The 17,644-nt window shown below is 50.2% G+C and carries 9 protein-coding genes; 2 read left to right on the top strand and 7 right to left on the bottom strand.

What is annotated here, in order from left to right; translation table 11 throughout:
• Positions 1-166: 166 nt before the first annotated feature.
• Complete coding sequence (locus tag FHS17_RS06305; RefSeq protein WP_167276793.1) at positions 167-1,723, top strand: helix-turn-helix domain-containing protein; 1,557 nt, start codon at positions 167-169, stop codon at positions 1,721-1,723.
• The gene (locus FHS17_RS06300; RefSeq protein WP_167276790.1) at positions 1,720-3,474 is read left to right on the top strand and encodes a sensor histidine kinase; all 1,755 of its coding nucleotides are present in this window, start codon (positions 1,720-1,722) and stop codon (positions 3,472-3,474) included. The genes FHS17_RS06305 and FHS17_RS06300 overlap by 4 nt, the downstream gene beginning before the upstream one ends.
• Positions 3,475-3,632: 158 nt before the next feature.
• Here FHS17_RS06300 and FHS17_RS06295 read toward each other — a convergent pair whose 3' ends face one another.
• The 7 genes from FHS17_RS06295 to FHS17_RS06265 form a co-directional block, all read right to left on the bottom strand.
• Entirely contained in the window at positions 3,633-5,411 is a 1,779-nt protein-coding gene (locus FHS17_RS06295) for an S-layer homology domain-containing protein (RefSeq protein WP_167276787.1), read from the bottom strand.
• A 96-nt stretch (positions 5,412-5,507) separates the two neighbouring features.
• Positions 5,508-10,745: a cohesin domain-containing protein gene (locus tag FHS17_RS06290; RefSeq protein WP_167276784.1), complete on the bottom strand. Its 5,238-nt coding sequence runs from the start codon at positions 10,743-10,745 to the stop codon at positions 5,508-5,510.
• A 49-nt stretch (positions 10,746-10,794) separates the two neighbouring features.
• The gene (locus FHS17_RS06285; protein WP_243865221.1) at positions 10,795-11,532 is read right to left on the bottom strand and encodes a carbohydrate ABC transporter permease; all 738 of its coding nucleotides are present in this window, start codon (positions 11,530-11,532) and stop codon (positions 10,795-10,797) included.
• A gap of 91 nt (positions 11,533-11,623) precedes the next feature.
• Positions 11,624-12,508: a carbohydrate ABC transporter permease gene (locus FHS17_RS06280; protein ID WP_167276780.1), complete on the bottom strand. Its 885-nt coding sequence runs from the start codon at positions 12,506-12,508 to the stop codon at positions 11,624-11,626.
• Positions 12,509-12,586: 78 nt separating this feature from the next.
• Complete coding sequence (locus tag FHS17_RS06275) at positions 12,587-13,954, bottom strand: ABC transporter substrate-binding protein (protein WP_167276777.1); 1,368 nt, start codon at positions 13,952-13,954, stop codon at positions 12,587-12,589.
• A 203-nt stretch (positions 13,955-14,157) separates the two neighbouring features.
• On the bottom strand, positions 14,158-15,765 hold the full coding sequence (locus tag FHS17_RS06270) for a response regulator (protein WP_167276774.1): 1,608 nt from the start codon (positions 15,763-15,765) through the stop codon (positions 14,158-14,160).
• A gap of 71 nt (positions 15,766-15,836) precedes the next feature.
• Positions 15,837-17,633, bottom strand: a complete 1,797-nt coding sequence (locus FHS17_RS06265; protein WP_167276772.1) for a cache domain-containing sensor histidine kinase — start codon at positions 17,631-17,633, stop codon at positions 15,837-15,839.
• Positions 17,634-17,644: the final 11 nt, after the last annotated feature.

Raw genomic sequence — 17,644 nt, 5'->3', positions numbered from 1 at the left:
CGAAAGCCTCCCTTAGGTTTTTGATTACGTTCTCATCATATACAAGTCTCTATGAAAGCGTAAACAATACAAAACTGCACTTTTGGTCGGGATCCTGCACTTTGCTTCACCGCCCCAAATATGTAGAGTATAATGGAGTCACTTATGACATGGGAGGCTGCCCTCGATGAAGATCATATTGGTGGATGACGAGCGTATTGCGCTGGATCATATTAGAACGTTGATCCCATGGGAAGAGAACGGATATGAAATCGCAGCGACGGCAACAAACGGGCGAAGCGCGCTTCGCCTCTGTGAAGAGCACCGTCCCCAGATCATGATCGTGGACATCCGGATGCCGGTCATGGACGGGCTAGAGCTCATCCGCGCGGTGGCTGAACGCGGCTGGGGGGTCAAATTCATTGTAATGAGCGCTTACGAGGATTTTAATTACGCCCGTCAGGCGATTTCGCTTGGCTGCGTGTCGAGCTACCTTATCAAACACGAAGTTGATCGAGATAAGCTTATACTGGAGCTTGCGAAAGCAAAACTCGCATGGGAGATGAGCGAAAAGCAGCGTAAGCTCTCCCGCTCCGAGCAGCTGAAGGAAGCGTTTTTCGCAAGCGGTCAGTCGACCAGGAACGGCGGACATATTGCGCGGCCGCCGCTTTGCGCGCTCCTCTTGCAGGCAGATGTGCCATTCACGACAATCCCAGCCGTCACGACAACTCACGATACGAACGGAACTACGGGATGGAAGGAAGAATTTAAGCATGTGGAGAAATCAGCGAACTGGGAGTTAATTGGAGAATTCACGCATGGAGCAGGTCGGCTGGTTGCGTTGTTCGAACAGTGCGACAAAAACGCGCCGTTGCAGCGTGATGCCTTTTTCGCGCTTGCATCGGCCGTGCAGCGAGGGCTTCAAGTCCGGCTTGGTCATACCCTCTCGCTCTATTTCGCTTTTGAATGCAACGATATAGCGCAGCTGCCTGACTTAATCCGTAAACTGGAAGACGCCGCACGACATACCGTATTCTCTGGCCGTGGTGCTCTAGCATGTGCGGAAGATCTTCCTTTGCCGGCACGAATGGCACCTGTAAATATGAATAGTGGTCGCCGGTGGCTTGACGCGGCGGCATCCTCTCTAATGCAGGAGGATTACGGCAGTTTTGAAAGCGTTATCAAAGAGTGGTTCGACAGTCTATCGCGACCGGAATGCGATTTGCACGGTTTGTACGAAGCCATCCGTGCACTGACCACCCTGTATCGCGAACGACTTGCGGCAGCGGGACTTCCCGAAGCAGATCCGCTCGAACCAAGAACGGCCGGTCCCCTTTACCATATAGCTGATATACGCGAGCGGCTTATCCGTGCTTTCGGAGAGCTGCGCGAGCAGGGATCGGCTGCCCACAAACAGCTCTCACCGAAGCTGTTGCAGGCGCTGCGCTACCTCCATGCCAACTTTCAAAGTGAGATTGGGGTAGAGGATGTCTCTTTCGCAATCGGCATTAGCGTTAGATATTTGCACGAACTATTCAAGCGAGAGCTAAACCGCACTTTCCTTGATTACTTGACCGAATACCGAATTAAGCAAGCTAAACTGATCCTCATGCACGAGGACGCCAAAATGGCGGAAGTCTCCGCTCGCGTCGGCTACCGTTCTCCCCAGCATTTCAGTCAAGTGTTCAAACGGCTGACAGGCGTTCTCCCCCATCAGTTCCGTGCGAAGGAGCAGGCCCGATGACCAGACTTCGCACCGTCATTTTTTGGAGAATCGTTATCGTCGCCGCCGTCAGTTTCCTGCTGTCCATCGCCTTTACATACTACTACTATAATCATATCCTGATCGGTCAAATGATGGAGGAGGACAAAGCGAAGCTGAGCCAGACAGTTCGCCAGCTCGACTATATGTCCGATGACATTTCCAAATTCACATTAACGCTTATCATTGCCGAGCAGCTGCAGGAGTTCTACAAAACATATGATCAGCTTGACACGTTTGATCAGTTCAAGATGATGCAGACCACGTTCAAGTTCGTCGATGGCTATAAAGGCCTCCGCAAGGAAGTAACTAGCTACGCGATTGTGCTCCCAGACGGACGCGTGTTTTGGAACGCAGCTGGAAACGACGGGTATTTTAGCGAGCGCTTGAAGGAGCCGTGGTACTTGAACTTCGTCCAGTCAGGTGCTGAGTACGGCTTCACCGAGCCCCACCTTATGCTTGCAGATCAGAAACCAACTTCCGAAACGACAATCATCAGCTATGTCGTGACGGTGCGGGACATCGAGAAACCAGGACAGACGATTGGCAAGTTTATCGTCAATCTCGACTACACCCATTTTCAGTCGCTGCTCGACTTCAGTCCATTCGTGAACATGGCTTGGCTTAGTGATTCCGGCAACGTGTTGTATGCTAAGCCAAACGGCGACAACCAAGAGGTTGCGAGCCTAGTCAATGATCTTAATGATGCCGCGAGTAAGGAAGGAGCATTCCGCGCGAACAACGGTTACCTGCTGGTAGACCGATTCGAAACATCCGGCTGGCGGCTAGCCACCTTCATCTCGCAATCGTCATTGTTCGACCGGGCCAAGATCGTCTTGTACCTGCTCGGTTTCTTCACGCTTGTCAGCACCACGCTTATCCTTGCCCTTATGATTCCGGCCATCCTCCGCATTACGCGTCCGGTTATGCGGCTGTATAGCGCCATGAATGCTGTATCGAGCGGTAATTTGCAGACATCCGTACAGATCAATACAGGTGATGAGATGGAAAAACTGGGAAATGGGTTCAACCGAATGACGAGCCAGCTCAGGACTCACATCGAAGAATCGATCCAGCACGAGAAAGACAAGCGTGAGCTCGAAATGGAACTACTGCTGTCGCAGCTTAATCCGCATTTTGTGTACAATACACTGAATGCCGTTATTTACATGGCCCAAAAGCAAGGGAATGAAGATATCGTCCGCATGGTTGCCGCTTTTATTCGAGTGCTTCAGGATGCGGTGAGAACGGGTGGAGATGATTCGCTTGTCCCGCTCCATGACGATGTCGCGCTGCTAAGGGATTACATTGACATTCAATCGTACAGGTACGCCGATATGTTTAAGGTGGAGTGGGAGTTAGATGATCAATCGCTTCATTGTCTTGTACCGCGCATTCTGATTCAGCCGTTTGTGGAAAACGCGATTTTCCACGGCATATGTCCAAAGGACGAGCCCGGTACGATTCGTATTGCCGCTCATGAATTTGAAAGCCTGCTCCTCCTCACAATCGAGGACGATGGTGTCGGTATTGAGCCGGAACGGCTGCAGACAATCTGGGAAACACAGCAGAAAAAGAGCACCACCGGCCTGAGGCACATCGGGCTCAATAATACGAAGAGGCGACTAGAGCATTTATTCGGAGGCCATGCGTCCGTACAGATTGATAGTGAAGTTGGTCGGGGTACCCGTGTCTCGATTCGGCTTCCTAAGCTGATCCAAAATAACCTGTAATCATCTTGTTCAAATAAAATAAAAATTACCGTAAGTCCTAAGCATGCAAAAAAAACGAGCATGGAGAGGCCACGCCACGTTTCAACGCGGGCGAAGCTCTTCCATGCTCGATTGTCACGCAAATTACATCTACATGCTCGTTGTCACGTAATTCGTATTTAAAGTGTTTTATAAAAATAGTTGTACAGGCGATGCATCAACACAGCCGTTTCCGCCCGCGTCGTCCACGCTTTCGGATTGATGTTCTGATTCGACCCGTTCACCAAACCCGCATGAATCAGTCCGGCAACGCTGTCCCGGGCGTAACCGGCGACGCTGCCGGCATCTGTGAACCCGCTTAACGGATCCGCAGGCGCAGGTACGGCTTTGTTCGCGTTCGAGAGCGCTTTGGTGATCAGCACCATCATATCTTGCCTCGAAATGGCATCGTTTGGACGGAACTCATTGTCGCCGGTGCCCGTGGCGATGCCCATGCCGCGCAGAACAGCTACTGCCTCGGCATAATACGCGTCAGCCGCCACATCGGAAAACGCCACGCCCTTCGCTCCCTGCAAGCCCATCGTTCTGACGAGCAGCAACGCGAAATCCGCCCGGCTCACGGAAGCCCCCGGCCGATATTCGGTCACGGAAACACCGTTGATAATTCCTTTGGAAGCCATCACTTCAATGGCCGATTTGGCCCAAGCGAATTTGCCCAGGTCATCAAACGTCTTCTGCACGAATACGACGGCAAATTTGCCGAAATGCGTGGCCTGGAACAGCACGGACCCCGTCGCCGCATCATAGCGGCCGCTTGGTACCGCAATCGCTTTTCCTTGCTCGTCAATAGACCAGATCGTAATATGCTCCGGATTTGCCTTTTCCTCCGCAGTCAGACGATACGGGATGCTGATCGTCGCCGGCGCGTTGGGATTGCGCCATGAAATCTCCTGTCCGCCGCTGCGAACACTCAATTCGATAACGGGATGATCGCCGATCTGCGCGCGCAGTTTTTCGTCCAATCCGGCGATGTCAGCTTGCTCGATGCGAAATTCGATATTCCCCGCCGGGGGCTTGCCGTCCCGGAACATATTGCTCGGAACGTTTACCGTGCCAAACGGAGTAGAAATCTCGACCTGCACAACATCTGCGGTATCACTAAACGCCACAGCAGGCAGTTCCAATGCATGAGATGTGCTGCCGGGCACCTCGGTCAATGCCAATTGAATCTTTTTGAGTCCACCGCCCGCTGCCGTCATCTTGGCGATAGCCTTCAACCAGGTCGACTCGTCAATTGTCCATACGACCCGGCCCGTCGAGCCGTCGACTTTTGGCGTCGGTTTGATAATGATTTTGCCGCCTTCTTCGGCAATGACGACAGGCGTATCACCTCCGGAGCCGCCATTGCTTCCCGGGTCGGTGCCCGGGCCCGGATCGTTCGGCGCCGCGACCACCTTCAAGCTCGCAATTGCGTTCGCGTCGTGATCGACGACGGTCATTGCACTGTCCACGGTTTTTACTTTTTTCAGCTCGACCGTTCCGCTTCCCAATGCCGTCGCCTCAAAAACCATTTCCGCCAGCACGACCGTCCCGTACTCTCCGGATATCGGTCCGACCTTCGTAAACGCCAATACAATTTGGCTGCCTTTTACGGCAGGCGCAACGGCATAACCGAATCGGTCGCTGGATGCGCTTTTGAATCGCAAATGATCGGTGTCGAACGTCGCTTGAAGCTCCGTTGCGTACACATCGGACAGCTCCTGACCGATCACCTGGACTCTCACTTCACGGCCGGTGACCGGCTCATTGTTCGAAACGGAAAGCGTATACGACGGAGCGGCGTAAGCGACATCAGCCGCCAAGGAAAACCCGCTTAACAGAATCGAGCCGGCCAGTAGAAGACTTACGCAGACGAGTTGGATCTTTCTCAGCGCGCTCTTCCTTTTTGTATGTATCATTTGCCAACATCCTTTCCAAATGGATAGGGGAGGAAGGCGCGTAAGCGCCTCCTCCCGAACAAAATTGCCTATCGTTAAATGATGGACCTGATTCGTTTACTGCGGATTTCCCATGATGCGGTAAGCTACTGCCGCCAGATCCTGCACCCCGATCGGACGCGGCGTTGTAATGCCAAGCGCCTTGTACAGCGGCCAATTGACGTCCGCGCTGCTTTGCCCGTAATATCTTCCGATAACCGCCAAATCTCCGACGGTCAACGCGCTTGATCCGGATAACGTTTTTAACGATCCGTCGAATTCGGTTATCGCTGCTGTCAACTGCGCTGCAGCTTCTTCTATTCCTGCCTGGGACAGGGTCGTATCGGCCAGCGCGGTGTTGGCGGCACCAAGCTTCGTTTGCAGCAGCGCTTTCGAACCAGGCGCATATTGTCCAATGAACGAACCTTCTATCGCGCCGGTCAAGCGGCTGTCGGCCGTGGCAATGGCCGCTCTCAAAACCGTCTTGTCGGTAACCTCGATCGCGACATTATGGCTGGTCGAGCTTACCGGCGTTTCGGTGACGCCGTCCGAGATGATAACATTTTCGACCGTGATGGTGTTAAGCTCGACAGTCGCATCGACGGTTTTGGCCTTGAAGCTCAGCTCCAGAAGATTGTCAGTATTGGAAATGGCCTGGCCTGCGCCTGCGGCAAGGAATCGGATCTTGGCTTCACCGCCGCCCGAAGTGCCTTCCTGGTCAAGCACGATCGAGAATCCATCCACCAGAGAGATGCCCGATACGTATTCCACCTTCGCAGGGTCGTAACGAACGGTCAGATCAATCGCATAAACATCGGACGTCAAGTTGTTCAAGCCAAAGTTCAATTTGAATGGTTCCCCGGATATGACGGAAGCAGCTCCGCTCAGCAACGCGCCTTCTTGACCGCTGATTGTGATCCGTGCGCTGCCGCTCAAACTGGAGCCGACGGCTTTCGCCGTTACTTTCACGACGCCGTTCTTTTTGGCCGACAGCAATCCCGTCTCGCTAATGATCGCCGCATTTGTCTCCGAACCGTCTTCTGCGGTTACCGACCATACGACCGGCACTCTCGCCAGCATTTGCAGCGTGCCGTCTTTCGTCGTAATGGAAGTCGCACCAGCTTCGCCGGAAACCTCCAGCTCCTCTGACAGTTGAAGCGCTTTGAACGCGCTGCGCAGCGCGTAATAGGAATTGTCGGCTGCTTCCTGCCCGATTCCGCCATTCGAAACGGCAGCTTGAGCCTCGCTTAAAGCGCTTGCGAAATTGTTCCATGAATCGATGGTATAAAGCGTATCGTCCAGATTGTTGACAGTCCCTATGAAGGAGGTCATCAGCATTTTGTCGACTGCCATTGGGGTAGTTGGGTTCGCGGAACCGCCACGACCGGCTTTGACCTCGTTAAAGTAAGCTTCTACTTTCGTAATTTCGTCAGCTGTAAGCACCCTGTCGTAGATGAGTATCTGCGCGACCCTGCCCATGAAGCGGAAAGGTGTTGCAGCCGCCATCGTATATCCTACGCCAAGGTCCGATTTGTTCCCGGAAAGCGCCTTAGCGTTAGTTCCAGGGGTGCCGATGACGTTGTTATCAACATAAACGGCTCTATTGGTTCCGTCTAGCTGAGCACGAACGCTGACGAGGCCGTCAGTGGCTGTGGTTGTCATTTGCTGCCCGCCGCCCGATACGCCGCCATCCCCGTTACCAAAGCGGATGTTAACTCGGTTTGTTCCTACACCGAGATTAATGCCGCTCCAGCCGTCGTTGGCAGCCCATGTTTGGTAAGCCTCGTTCAATCCGAAATAAACAAGGCCATTTTGGTCGCTGGAGTTGTTGGCTGTGGTTGTTGGTCTAACCAGCGTGTAAATCGTCATCTGCATACTGCCGTTATAATCTTTAAAGCCTGCAGCCTTCAGCGGCCTTGAGTTCGCGGCGAATTCTATATAGTCGTATACATCCTTCTTTAACGTAGGGTTGCCGGATGGTGTTCCAAGATTATCGCCGCCGCTGCCAGGGACGTTCGCCGGGACAAGCCTCGCTGAGACGCTTCCCATATTTGTCCATCCAGTCACGTTGCCGCTGCTATCTTTTTCCACGCCTTCATCGGCCTTAAGCCATAAGTCAAGACCATTTCTAGGAATATCGGCAGGCGTCTTATCGCTCACCACAACGCGAGCGTGAGACTGACTCAGTACTTCTCCGTCTGCCGCCAGTACGTAAATAATGTACGGACCAGGCAACATGGGCGCGGTCATCCCGAGCATGTCGCCGGAAGCTACGGTTTCATCGTCGCCTCCATCGAAATGTCCGCCGCTCGACGAGGATATCCATATCTTTTTAGTCGAGTCATCCAAATCGAGAGCAAATCTCACCTGCCCGCCAGGAGCTACCGATACATCCGCCGGGAGCAGCCTGTTGGCTACCGATACGGTCGTGGTAAAGTTGACGGTCATGGCATTTGGCTCCGTCGGCGTGCTGGCGACCAAGGTCCAGCTTCCTTCGGTGGCGATTTTGTACCCGCTCACAACGGGATTGCCGCTCAGCGTATAGGTGTAGTCTTTACTCAAAGTTAGTTCAAGAGGCCGTACCGCTGAAACTTCGTAATTTTCCCCGTCTGCCACATTGATCGCTGACGCGTTCTGGTCGACGTATACCGTATACTTGGAAGTGGCCGTTTCTCTGCCGTCTCCGTACTGGATATAGAGTTTGTATTCACCTGCGGCAGACGGTGCTTTGATCGACTTTGCGTCGCCGGCAGCTTTTGTCATCGTATTGCCTTCGTTAAAGAGAGTTGAGTTCGCAGGCGCGAGCCAAACCGTGTCTTGAGCACTTAGCAGACCTCTGCGGTTCAGCTTCTCGCCTTTACCCATGATGACGTTGGAAGCCAGCTCAAACTCGGTATCCGCAATGAGGCTTCTTGGGATCATATGGGTGTATTCGTTCGCAAGACCCGAATTCAAAACGATTTCGTTGCCCTTAACCGGCCAAATGCGGGCTTCGCTTTTGTAATTGTCGTTAATAATCCTAGGAGCGCCGTTCTGATTGTTATTCCCGTCCACGTAACCTTGGGCGGCAATCATATCGCTTTTGCGCTTCCAGTTGTTAAATTCAAAAAGACGGCTTTGTCCTGGGGCATGGGAGAGCTTTGACTGCACGACGTTGCCCAGCATCTTAATGAACGTGCTGCCTTCGTCGGGATGGAATCCGTTGGTCCAGTTGTTGGAGGTTGTAGGTTTGTCAGTTGGATTCGGGTTAAGAAAGTTGTAGTTCATCTCGGTGAAATTCGTCCAGTTGTCGGGATGCCAGTTGCTGTTCTTGTCGGTGACGGGGTCGTTAGTCAAATTATTGACGGAGTCCCATGTCCCTCCGCCCGGCAAATTACCCGGATCACCTTGGCGTCCCAGCGAATAAATGGCTCCGGAGTCGTTAACTACCGTGCAAATTTCCTCTATCCGGTTATAGTTTATTTTGTTATTTCTTGAGGTTGTGGAAATGATCGGAGATCTTGCGACGCTTGTTTCATGCGTACCATGGTAAGGGCCGCCGGTCTTGTTCGCACCTTGGGCGGTAAAGCCGAACCCATCGTACTCGTCCCAGCCCCAGCCGATGCTCATGGCGCCGTAAGTGGTGTCGTAAATGTAGTTATGCAGTACTTGCATGTTCGTTGTGTAGAAAGAGGCTAGTGCATTGGCGCCCGGAAATCCGTAGCAGGTCCTGTACAAAAAGTTATTGGTAATATAAATATTTTCCGGCACGGCTTCCGTACCCGCCGTAAACTTTTCCTTATTAACGCCGGCCCAGTTCCTTATTGGCGTGCCGGAGACGGAAACGCTAGATTCATGCTTAATCGGTTCATCGTTTTCATAGATATGCTGCGGATGTCCGACTACAACGCCCGAAGCGAGTGTATCCACGATATAGTTGCCCGTGACCTCGATATCCTTGACATCGTTTTCAATATGGATGCCATTAAATCCGGCAAGCCCGATCTCGCCGTTCAGTACCTTAATGTTCCTCGCTGCGTTGATCATTACGACTGCAGGCGGTATGTCATACCCTCGGTAAAAAGTCTCATGCCAGTTAATGCTGCTTGGGAAGTAAACTTTGTTCACGATTGAGCCTTGAACGGACGCATAGCCGTGGGAGCTGGTCGTTACTGGACCGGATCCGTCGCTAAGTGTGTAGGTGCCTGTCAGTTCAAACAGTTTGTAGTCGGTATGGGCAAATGTCAGCCCGTTGAAGGTTATGTTTTTGACGCGTCCATCATCCGAGCCCTCAATAGGATTCAACCGATCTCCTACCGGGATTCCTCTAATGTCGAGGACCGTCTCAAGCTTTGGAATGACTACCTCGGCGGTATTAATATCCTCACCCGCAAGCGGGATGTAATACAGCGTGCTTTCTGCCTGGTCGAAATAGAAATCGCCGCGTTTGTTGAAGAACTCGAAGGCGTTGCGGATGACTTGATTGTTACCTGGATTGTATTGCGTGTTATTGCCTAAAGACTGTGAAATCGCCCCATACGGCATCTGGAACCGGAGCATGACACCGCCGGGCTTGTTGCTGGCTGCCGGCGCTTGTTCGATCGACGCGAAAGTGACAAAAGGTCTCGCCCATCTGGCGGTGGAGCCGCCCATGCTTTCGGCCTCGATGTTTTGAGGGTTTTTCGTTTCCGTCGTCAGACCTACGCTGGCATCGAATACGATACCGGCCCGAATGTTGCTGCCGTTCTGCCACGCCCAAGGGTTATCAGCGGAGGTAAAGCTGACTGTAGGGGTACCCGTGACGGTTCTGCCCGTTGAAACGATTTGCGGGCTCGTCGTCATGTTGGCGCGCTTATCGTTTACATAGATCGCGCGCAGCTTATCGCTTCGGTTAAGGGTTGTTTTATACGCCTTTAAGCCGCCAGTCTGGGTAAGGCCAACCGCTTCTGTCCATACGCCTTTTTCCAGCATTTCACCGGCGCTGATTACCGGCTTCGCACCCGGTGCCGCCTCATAGCGAATCGTGCTGCTTGCACTTCCGGAATCTTCCTGTGTAAAAACCAGGGTTTCATTTAGCGAATAAAATCCATCCGCAATTTGAACGACAATATCACCGCCGGTCTTAGGCAGAGTCCTTACTTCCGCTTTTGCCTTGGCAATCGTTTTGTACGGTTTTCCTTGCGTTCCGTCACCTGTGTTATCATTGCCGTTTGCAGCAACATAGATAGTAGTACTAGTCGCACTGTCAGCCGAGACTACCGACCTTGAAAAGGGCAGCATGGAAAATACCATTACGAAAGTCATAATCCAAACGAATGCTCTTTTTCTCACTTCCATAAAACCTCCTTGGATGTAAGTAAAATACTATACACATGTGCCGGCTAATTCACTTCAAAATAGCCCCGGCTGTCAAAGCATTTTCGATCTTCTCGTTGCCTACCAAATAAACGATAATCATAGGCAGACTGGACAGCAGCATACTCGCCCCGATCAGCCCCCAATCCGTAACTCCCACGTTGACAAAGAAACCAAGCAAGCCCACGGTAAGCGGCCGGAATTGATCCTTGGAGGCAATAATAAAAGCTAGCGGGAATTCGTTCCATATCCGAATGAATATAAGGACGCATTGCGTCAACAGCGCTGGCATCACGATTGGAAATATGATTCTTATATACGTTTGATAGACATTCGCTCCGTCTATGCATGCCGCTTCCTCCAGCTCCTTGGGCAACGAACGGAGAAAGGCATACAGCATGAGTACGCAGGAAGCGATAGCGAAGCCGGAATACGGCAGGATAAGACCGAAATAGCTATTTTTGATATGCAGCGTTTTAACCAGCTGGAATAAAGGAATAACGACTACCTCGATTGGGACAATTAATCCCATAGATACATAAAACAGCACAGCCGAATTGAGTTTCCATTGCATGCGGCTGAGGCAATAAGCAAGCATGCTGCCCGTTGCGAGCGTTATGGCAATTGTGCCAACCGTATAAATCAAGCTGTTCTCGAAATACGTATAAAAATGATATTTGGACAACGCTTCGCTGAAGTTCAGCCAATCCAAGGAAGACGGTACGCCAAAAGGATTGTCATAAGCTTCGCTCTTGGACTTCAACGACATCGTTACCATCCAGTACAAGGGAAACAGAAACGTGCACCCGACGGCTACCCAAAACACTCGATTTAATACTTTCAGAAAGCTCCCCCCTAGCTTAAAACTCTAGTTTTTCCCTGGCTACGTACCTTTGGATGATAAAGGAGATCAAAAGGCATTCCAGAATAAAGATAACGGCGATTGCAGTACCTTTGCCAAACTCGGAAGTATCAAATGCCGTATAATACATCTGGTAGATGACCGTCCTGGATAGGTCGCCCGGGCCTCCTGCCGTCATGACTCGCACATGCGAGTAGAAGGCCATTGAGCCTAATGTAGACAGAATAAGTACGTATTTGATGACATTCTGCAGCAAGGGGATCGTAATTCGCAAGCAGACTTGAACAAAATTGGCGCCGTCGATCAAAGCCGCTTCATAGTAGCTCTTCGGTATGGTCTTGATACCTGTATAAAACAGCATCGCGTTGAGACCAATATATTGCCATAAGAATGTCAGCCCGATGCTGGGCATTACCGTTTTCTTTTCCGTTAACCACGAATGCGTCCAGGAGCTCAGACCGAAAGAATGAAGAATGCTGTTGAACAATCCCCAATTTGGTTCGTAGAACGCCAGCCAGATCTGGGCAACAACCGTAACCGACAAGATAGCGGGGAACATCGCCGCCGTCTTGAAGAATCGACGAAACCTTGGTGTTTGAGCGTCCATAAAAAGCGATAGCATCATGGATAGGGGCAGCCCTAGCAATAAGGAGATCGCTACAATAAGATACGTATTTTTATGAGCGGTCCAAAAGGATGGCGAAGCCATCACGTCTTTGTAATTATCTAAACCAACAAAACCCAAATTTCGAAATCCGTCATGCTTATGCAAGCTCATCCAGATCTCCGGCAGCAAGGGGTATACGCAAAATACAGTAAACAGCAGCAAGGCCGGGGAAGCAAAAACAAATATGGACATTTTGGTGCTAAAGTACTTGTTCATCGCTCTCTCCACCATTTAATTTGTGTCTAAATCCCCCCGGGTTTAGCCGAAGGGGATTTAGCTGTTATCGCCTCTTTTTTACTTGTTAAACCACGTATTTTCGCCCCAAATCTTGTTCATCGCGGCATTAAAGTCTTCGGCAGCGTACTCGCCCGTCAATAAGTTCGCTCCTTGCGTAGACACTTCGGCAGAAGTTCTCGCATCTAGCGAATTAAGAGCAAAGGACGCGATTTTATTAGGGATTGGATTGTACCAGTCAACGAACTTCTGCATGAGCGGGCTCCTGTCATTTGCCTGGTTGCCGGTCTGCAAGGATATTGGTGCTCCTGTAGTTTCGAAGTATAACGCATCCGCCATGGCCAGAAATTCGGCAAGCTTAACGGCCTCTTCCGGATGCTCGGTTTTGCCGTTGACCGCATAGCCGTTAACCGGAGAACCCCAGAACTGTACGGTCTGTGCAGGATCATACTTATCGCTCGCGCTTGGGAACGGGAAGAAATCAACCGTTTCGTCTTTTGCCAGATTTGGCAGCTCCCAAGTAAACATCCATAACATTGCCGCTTTTTCAGACGTAAACATCTCCATCGCCGGACCGTAATCCAGGTTGGCTATTCCGTCTGGGAACACGCCTTCCTTGACCAGCGTTTCAATGCGGGCCGCCCCTTCCTTGACGGATGGATTGGTAAAGTCTGTTTTGTTGCTGACGAGGTCCGCCATCGCCTGCGGATCCCCGATTTGAATCATTTGCTGCAGCATGAAGATTTTCGGACCCCACCCGTCCTTGCCGGGAGTAACGGCTGGAACCATGCCCTTGCTCTTGAGTGTCTTCGAGATTTGGATCAGCTCATCGAACGTCGTCGGCACCTTAACCCCTGCTTCCTCAAACATGTCTTTATGGTAAAAGATGACGGGGGTGAAATACGTGTCGGCTCCGGAGGATAGGCTGTAAATTCCGTTATCGACATGCTTTAACGCATCCGGCACCGCATATTTGTCCAAGAAGCCGTCTTTGGAAATATAGGGTGTCAGATCCAAAATGCTGCCCGTGTTCTTCAGCGGGGTAAAGTAGCCCGCATCGTTCCAGAATACGTCCGGCATATCCCCGGACGAATTCAACGTCTTCAATTTGTTTGCCATATCCTCGCCGCCGCCGCCCGGCTCAAACTCGACTTCAAGATTGGGAAGCGCAGCGGCAATGTTAGGCTTGATGAATTTTTCCATGATGTTATTGCGATTCTCGTCGGTCGTAATCGTTATAACTCTCATCTTGATTTTTTTGCCGTCCGGTGCAGCAGTCTCCTTGTTATCTTCCGTACTAGCTGCCGAAGGCGACGGATTGTTGGACGGCTGGTTGGACTTTGTTTCATTCCCGCTGCTGCATGCCGATGAAACTAGAAGAATATTTGCCATAAGGAACATAGCTGCTGCTTTTGACTTCGTTTTCATTGTAAACCTCCCCTATTTGTCGAAACGGATATTGGTTGAGTCTAGCTGTTGAAAGCGGTATCAACCTTGACCTTGAGCTAATTTTACGAATCTTCCTAAATTTAGTACAGAGAGTATTCTCGGGCCAGCAGTAAAATTAACGGCAAAAAAATAGACGATAGAGGAAAGTTCTCACTCTCGTCCAGCGCCTGCTTTAAATAGCTTTATTGGATTTGATTCACATATTTGCTGGGCGTGATTCCCATATACTTTTTAAAGCATTTGCTGAAATAATTGGCGTCCGCATAGCCCACCCGGTTTGCTACGTTTTGGATAACCTTCTCTCCCTGATCAAACAGTTCTTTTGCTTTCATGATCCGTACTTCGGTCAGGTAGTCATTGATCGTGAAGGTCGTTTCCTTTTTGAACACGAAGCAAAGATGATTGTAATTGACATGAACGCTTCTCGCGATATCTTCGATCCGCAATTCCTCGTTGCCGTAATGCCTCGTTATATACAATTTAACCTCCTCTATGACTTTGGCGGCTCTATTGGGCTTGCGACTATGCACATGGCTCATGGCCCTTAGAATTGTAGTACGTGTCCAGTTCTCCAGTTCATTAAAGGTTTTCATCCGCTGAACGTGCTGTATCATATCGGGTTGCGTCGTATTTTGGAAGACGTCTTCAAAGCTTTGCGACGCTTCGGCCAAAAATTCAAGGCAGGTGGATACGATTTCAATCCCGGCGAGGAGCAGCATTTCCATGGAAGCCTTTTGAACGCGAGCATCATGAAAAAAACGGGAGAGCCACTCTTCCGTCTCGGACAAATTTCCGACTCTCATGAACATCAGCAAGCCGCTTCTTTTTTCCACCGAGAACAAACCGACTTTCATACCGGTTTCCGTAAGCATGGAATGAACAAACACCTTGTTGCCTCCCCATACAAAACGTTGCTTCAAGGCGATTAACGCTTCTTTGTATGACACCGGAATGAACTCAAACGCTTCGCAGCTATTCCCTACGCCGATTGTTACCGTTCTGGCCATGTCGTTCTGTACGTTTAATCGAATCCGTTCACAAATCGTTTCCAAGCTGTTGAAGGAGCCGTCAGGGGAGCCAATGATCAAAACTAGACGCGTATCTTGATCGTGACAGCTGACACACGGAAAGGCGCTTTGTATATGGTGTTGAGCAATTTCTTGCACCTTGGCTTTGCGGATCGGCATACCCTCCTCAAGATTCCTCTCCTCGTTTGCATCCAGATCGACGACAACCGCTCGATAATGCAGTCCTTCCAGCTTTATTCCCAATTCCCTTAACCGATCCTGCTCAGCTCCAGAGATATCTTGTCCATTGCCTTGCAGCCAACCGATTAACACTTGCTCCTTCCTGACAGACAAGCCTTCGCTCGCCTGCTTTCTTAAATCGTCCAACTCAAGCTCGCCCCGGCGCTCCGTTCGTATCAGCTCCCTCATATCCAGCAAACAGCCTTGGAGTTCTTCTTCGTTAATGGGTTTAAGCACGTAATTAAACACGCCTAATTGCACGGCTTGTCTGGCATACGCGAATTCGCTGTGTCCCGACAACACCAGAAATTTTGTTTTCCGGCCGAGTTCCTTGGCTTTATGTATAAACTCCAAACCATCCATGATCGGCATATTCATATCGACCAATACGACATCCGGTTCAACTTCAGGCATCATCTCCAGCGCTTCCGCCCCGTTTTTTGCTTCCCCCGCGATTTGAAACCCCAGCTCACTCCATGGCAGCGAAATCTTCAAGGCTTGTCTGAAATAATATTCGTCATCGACGATAAGTACTTTGTACATGTCTTTCCTCCTGTCCTATTTCATCCTTAGCATGCGAATATTAGAAATGAGCCTAATGAATGCTGCAGGAGCTAATGAGAATGAAGAGGCAGTACGATGATAATTTTCGTGTAAACGCCGTATTCGCTTTCAACTTTCAGTCCGTATCTGTCCCCGTACAGCATTCGGATCCGATTAGATACGCTTCTGATCCCAAAACCGCCGGCTTCATTGGGAACCCCGGATCCTGCCATTATCGCCTGGGTTTGATCCTTGTGCATGCCAGCCCCGTTATCGTAAATTTCGATTTCCACATTGTTGCCGCAGCGCCTTCCGGTAATGCGAATGATTCCTTTTTCCTTTTTGAGCTTCAACCCGTGATAGATGGCATTCTCAACGATTGGCTGCAAGGTTAGCTTCGGTATTGAATAGGCCAAAATGTCATTGTCGATTTCCATCGTGTAAGCCATGTATTCCACGTAACGCAGCTGCTGAATTTCCAAATAGCTTTCCGTTAAACGCATCTCCTCGCCTATCGAAATGATATCGCTGCCTTTGCTTAACGAGATCTTATAGAAATTCGCCATGTATTGTGCCGCCGTTATGGCTTGCTTCCCAAGGCCCAGCTTGATAAGGGAAATAATGGTTTCGACCGTGTTGTACAAAAAATGAGGCTTCACTTGCGATTGCAGCAATTTAAATTCGATTTCGGCTTTTGTCCTTTGTTTCTCGACGTTCTCGGCCATTAGCGCCTCAATGCGATCCATTAAACTATTGAAGCCCTCGCTTAAATATCCGATCTCGTCCGTTGATTGGTACGAGCTTCTGACTTGCATCTTTCCCGTTCGGATTTCTCTCATTGTCTTGGCAAGCCGGAAGATGGGTCTCGTGATCGATCGGGACAACAGGAAGGACACCATTAATGCCAGCAGCAAGCATGCAGCCCCAAGCCCGATAATCAATTGATTGATTTCCTCACGCTCCGAAGTAATCTCATCCATGGGGATAGCGCTTACAATTGTCCATTGCAACGGTTCAAAGCGGTAGGTGAGTATCAGCTTTTCTTGCCTTCCGCTGCCTTGGATGAAGCTTGCGTCTTTACCGTCCCCCGGAATGCTGATAGAGACGGCTTCCTTGAAATACCGGTATAACATGGCTTTATTCTGTGAGGAAATAATACGCCCGGCGGAATCGACGATATAAAACTCGCCGCCCTTATTTTTCCCCTCTTCGTAAATCGAGGCAATGGTCGTTTCTTTCACGTACAAAAAAACTCGGCCGATCGTTTTTCCTGTATCTTTGTGAATAACCGTTTTGGAAACCGCAAATACGTTGTCTTCCCCTTCATATAAGAATTTGAATTTGATCAAACCTGTCCAAATGGGCAAATAGGTTTGGTCATCCGCCCCATAACCGTAACCGAATAGGCGGGAAGCGTAGGCGTTGTCGGCAAACCCAACGTCCACCCAATGTTGATTGGAGGTAAGAATGCTGACTGCTTTGATTTTTGTATTAGGCTCCACAATATTGCTAATCGTCTCTGAAAGGGTTTTGTTCATCGAGAGGTTATTTAATCCTTCAACCGGTTTGCCTGCATTAACCTTATTATTGATCAAATAATCGTTATAGAGCACGCTCTGCAATCGATAATCGCTTGCCAGAATTTTGGAATAATCTTCAATGGTGGATAACAAGGTTTGAAGGTTGTTTTTGATGAGCACAAGCTCCCTGGATGAGTTGTTCATGGCTTTCTCTATAATAGCCTTCTGCGAAATCGTGTTGGCGAAGATCGACTGGGTGGAAATAAATACGACAATGATTAAAATATTCGCAACGAATATTTTATTCTTAATGGAAATCCCGCCTATATACTTCGAGAACCCTTTCATCTCGCGATTAC

It is taken from the genome of Paenibacillus lupini, from assembly GCF_011761355.1.
Taxonomy (GTDB): Bacteria; Bacillota; Bacilli; order Paenibacillales; family Paenibacillaceae; genus Pristimantibacillus; species Pristimantibacillus lupini.
Note: the sequence above shows the minus strand (reverse complement) of the source record. Positions and strands in the feature narration are given on the sequence as shown.

Excerpts from the sequence above, each read along its gene's own strand:
- FHS17_RS06265 (WP_167276772.1), bottom strand. The coding sequence starts at position 17,633 with ATGAAAGGGTTCTCGAAGTATATAGGCGGGATTTCCATTAAGAATAAA.
- FHS17_RS06290 (WP_167276784.1), bottom strand. The coding sequence starts at position 10,745 with ATGGAAGTGAGAAAAAGAGCATTCGTTTGGATTATGACTTTCGTAATG.
- FHS17_RS06305 (WP_167276793.1), top strand. The coding sequence starts at position 167 with ATGAAGATCATATTGGTGGATGACGAGCGTATTGCGCTGGATCATATT.
- FHS17_RS06295 (WP_167276787.1), bottom strand. The coding sequence starts at position 5,411 with ATGATACATACAAAAAGGAAGAGCGCGCTGAGAAAGATCCAACTCGTC.
- FHS17_RS06300 (WP_167276790.1), top strand. The coding sequence starts at position 1,720 with ATGACCAGACTTCGCACCGTCATTTTTTGGAGAATCGTTATCGTCGCC.
- FHS17_RS06275 (WP_167276777.1), bottom strand. The coding sequence starts at position 13,954 with ATGAAAACGAAGTCAAAAGCAGCAGCTATGTTCCTTATGGCAAATATT.
- FHS17_RS06285 (WP_243865221.1), bottom strand. The coding sequence starts at position 11,532 with ATGTCGTTGAAGTCCAAGAGCGAAGCTTATGACAATCCTTTTGGCGTA.
- FHS17_RS06270 (WP_167276774.1), bottom strand. The coding sequence starts at position 15,765 with ATGTACAAAGTACTTATCGTCGATGACGAATATTATTTCAGACAAGCC.
- FHS17_RS06280 (WP_167276780.1), bottom strand. The coding sequence starts at position 12,508 with ATGAACAAGTACTTTAGCACCAAAATGTCCATATTTGTTTTTGCTTCC.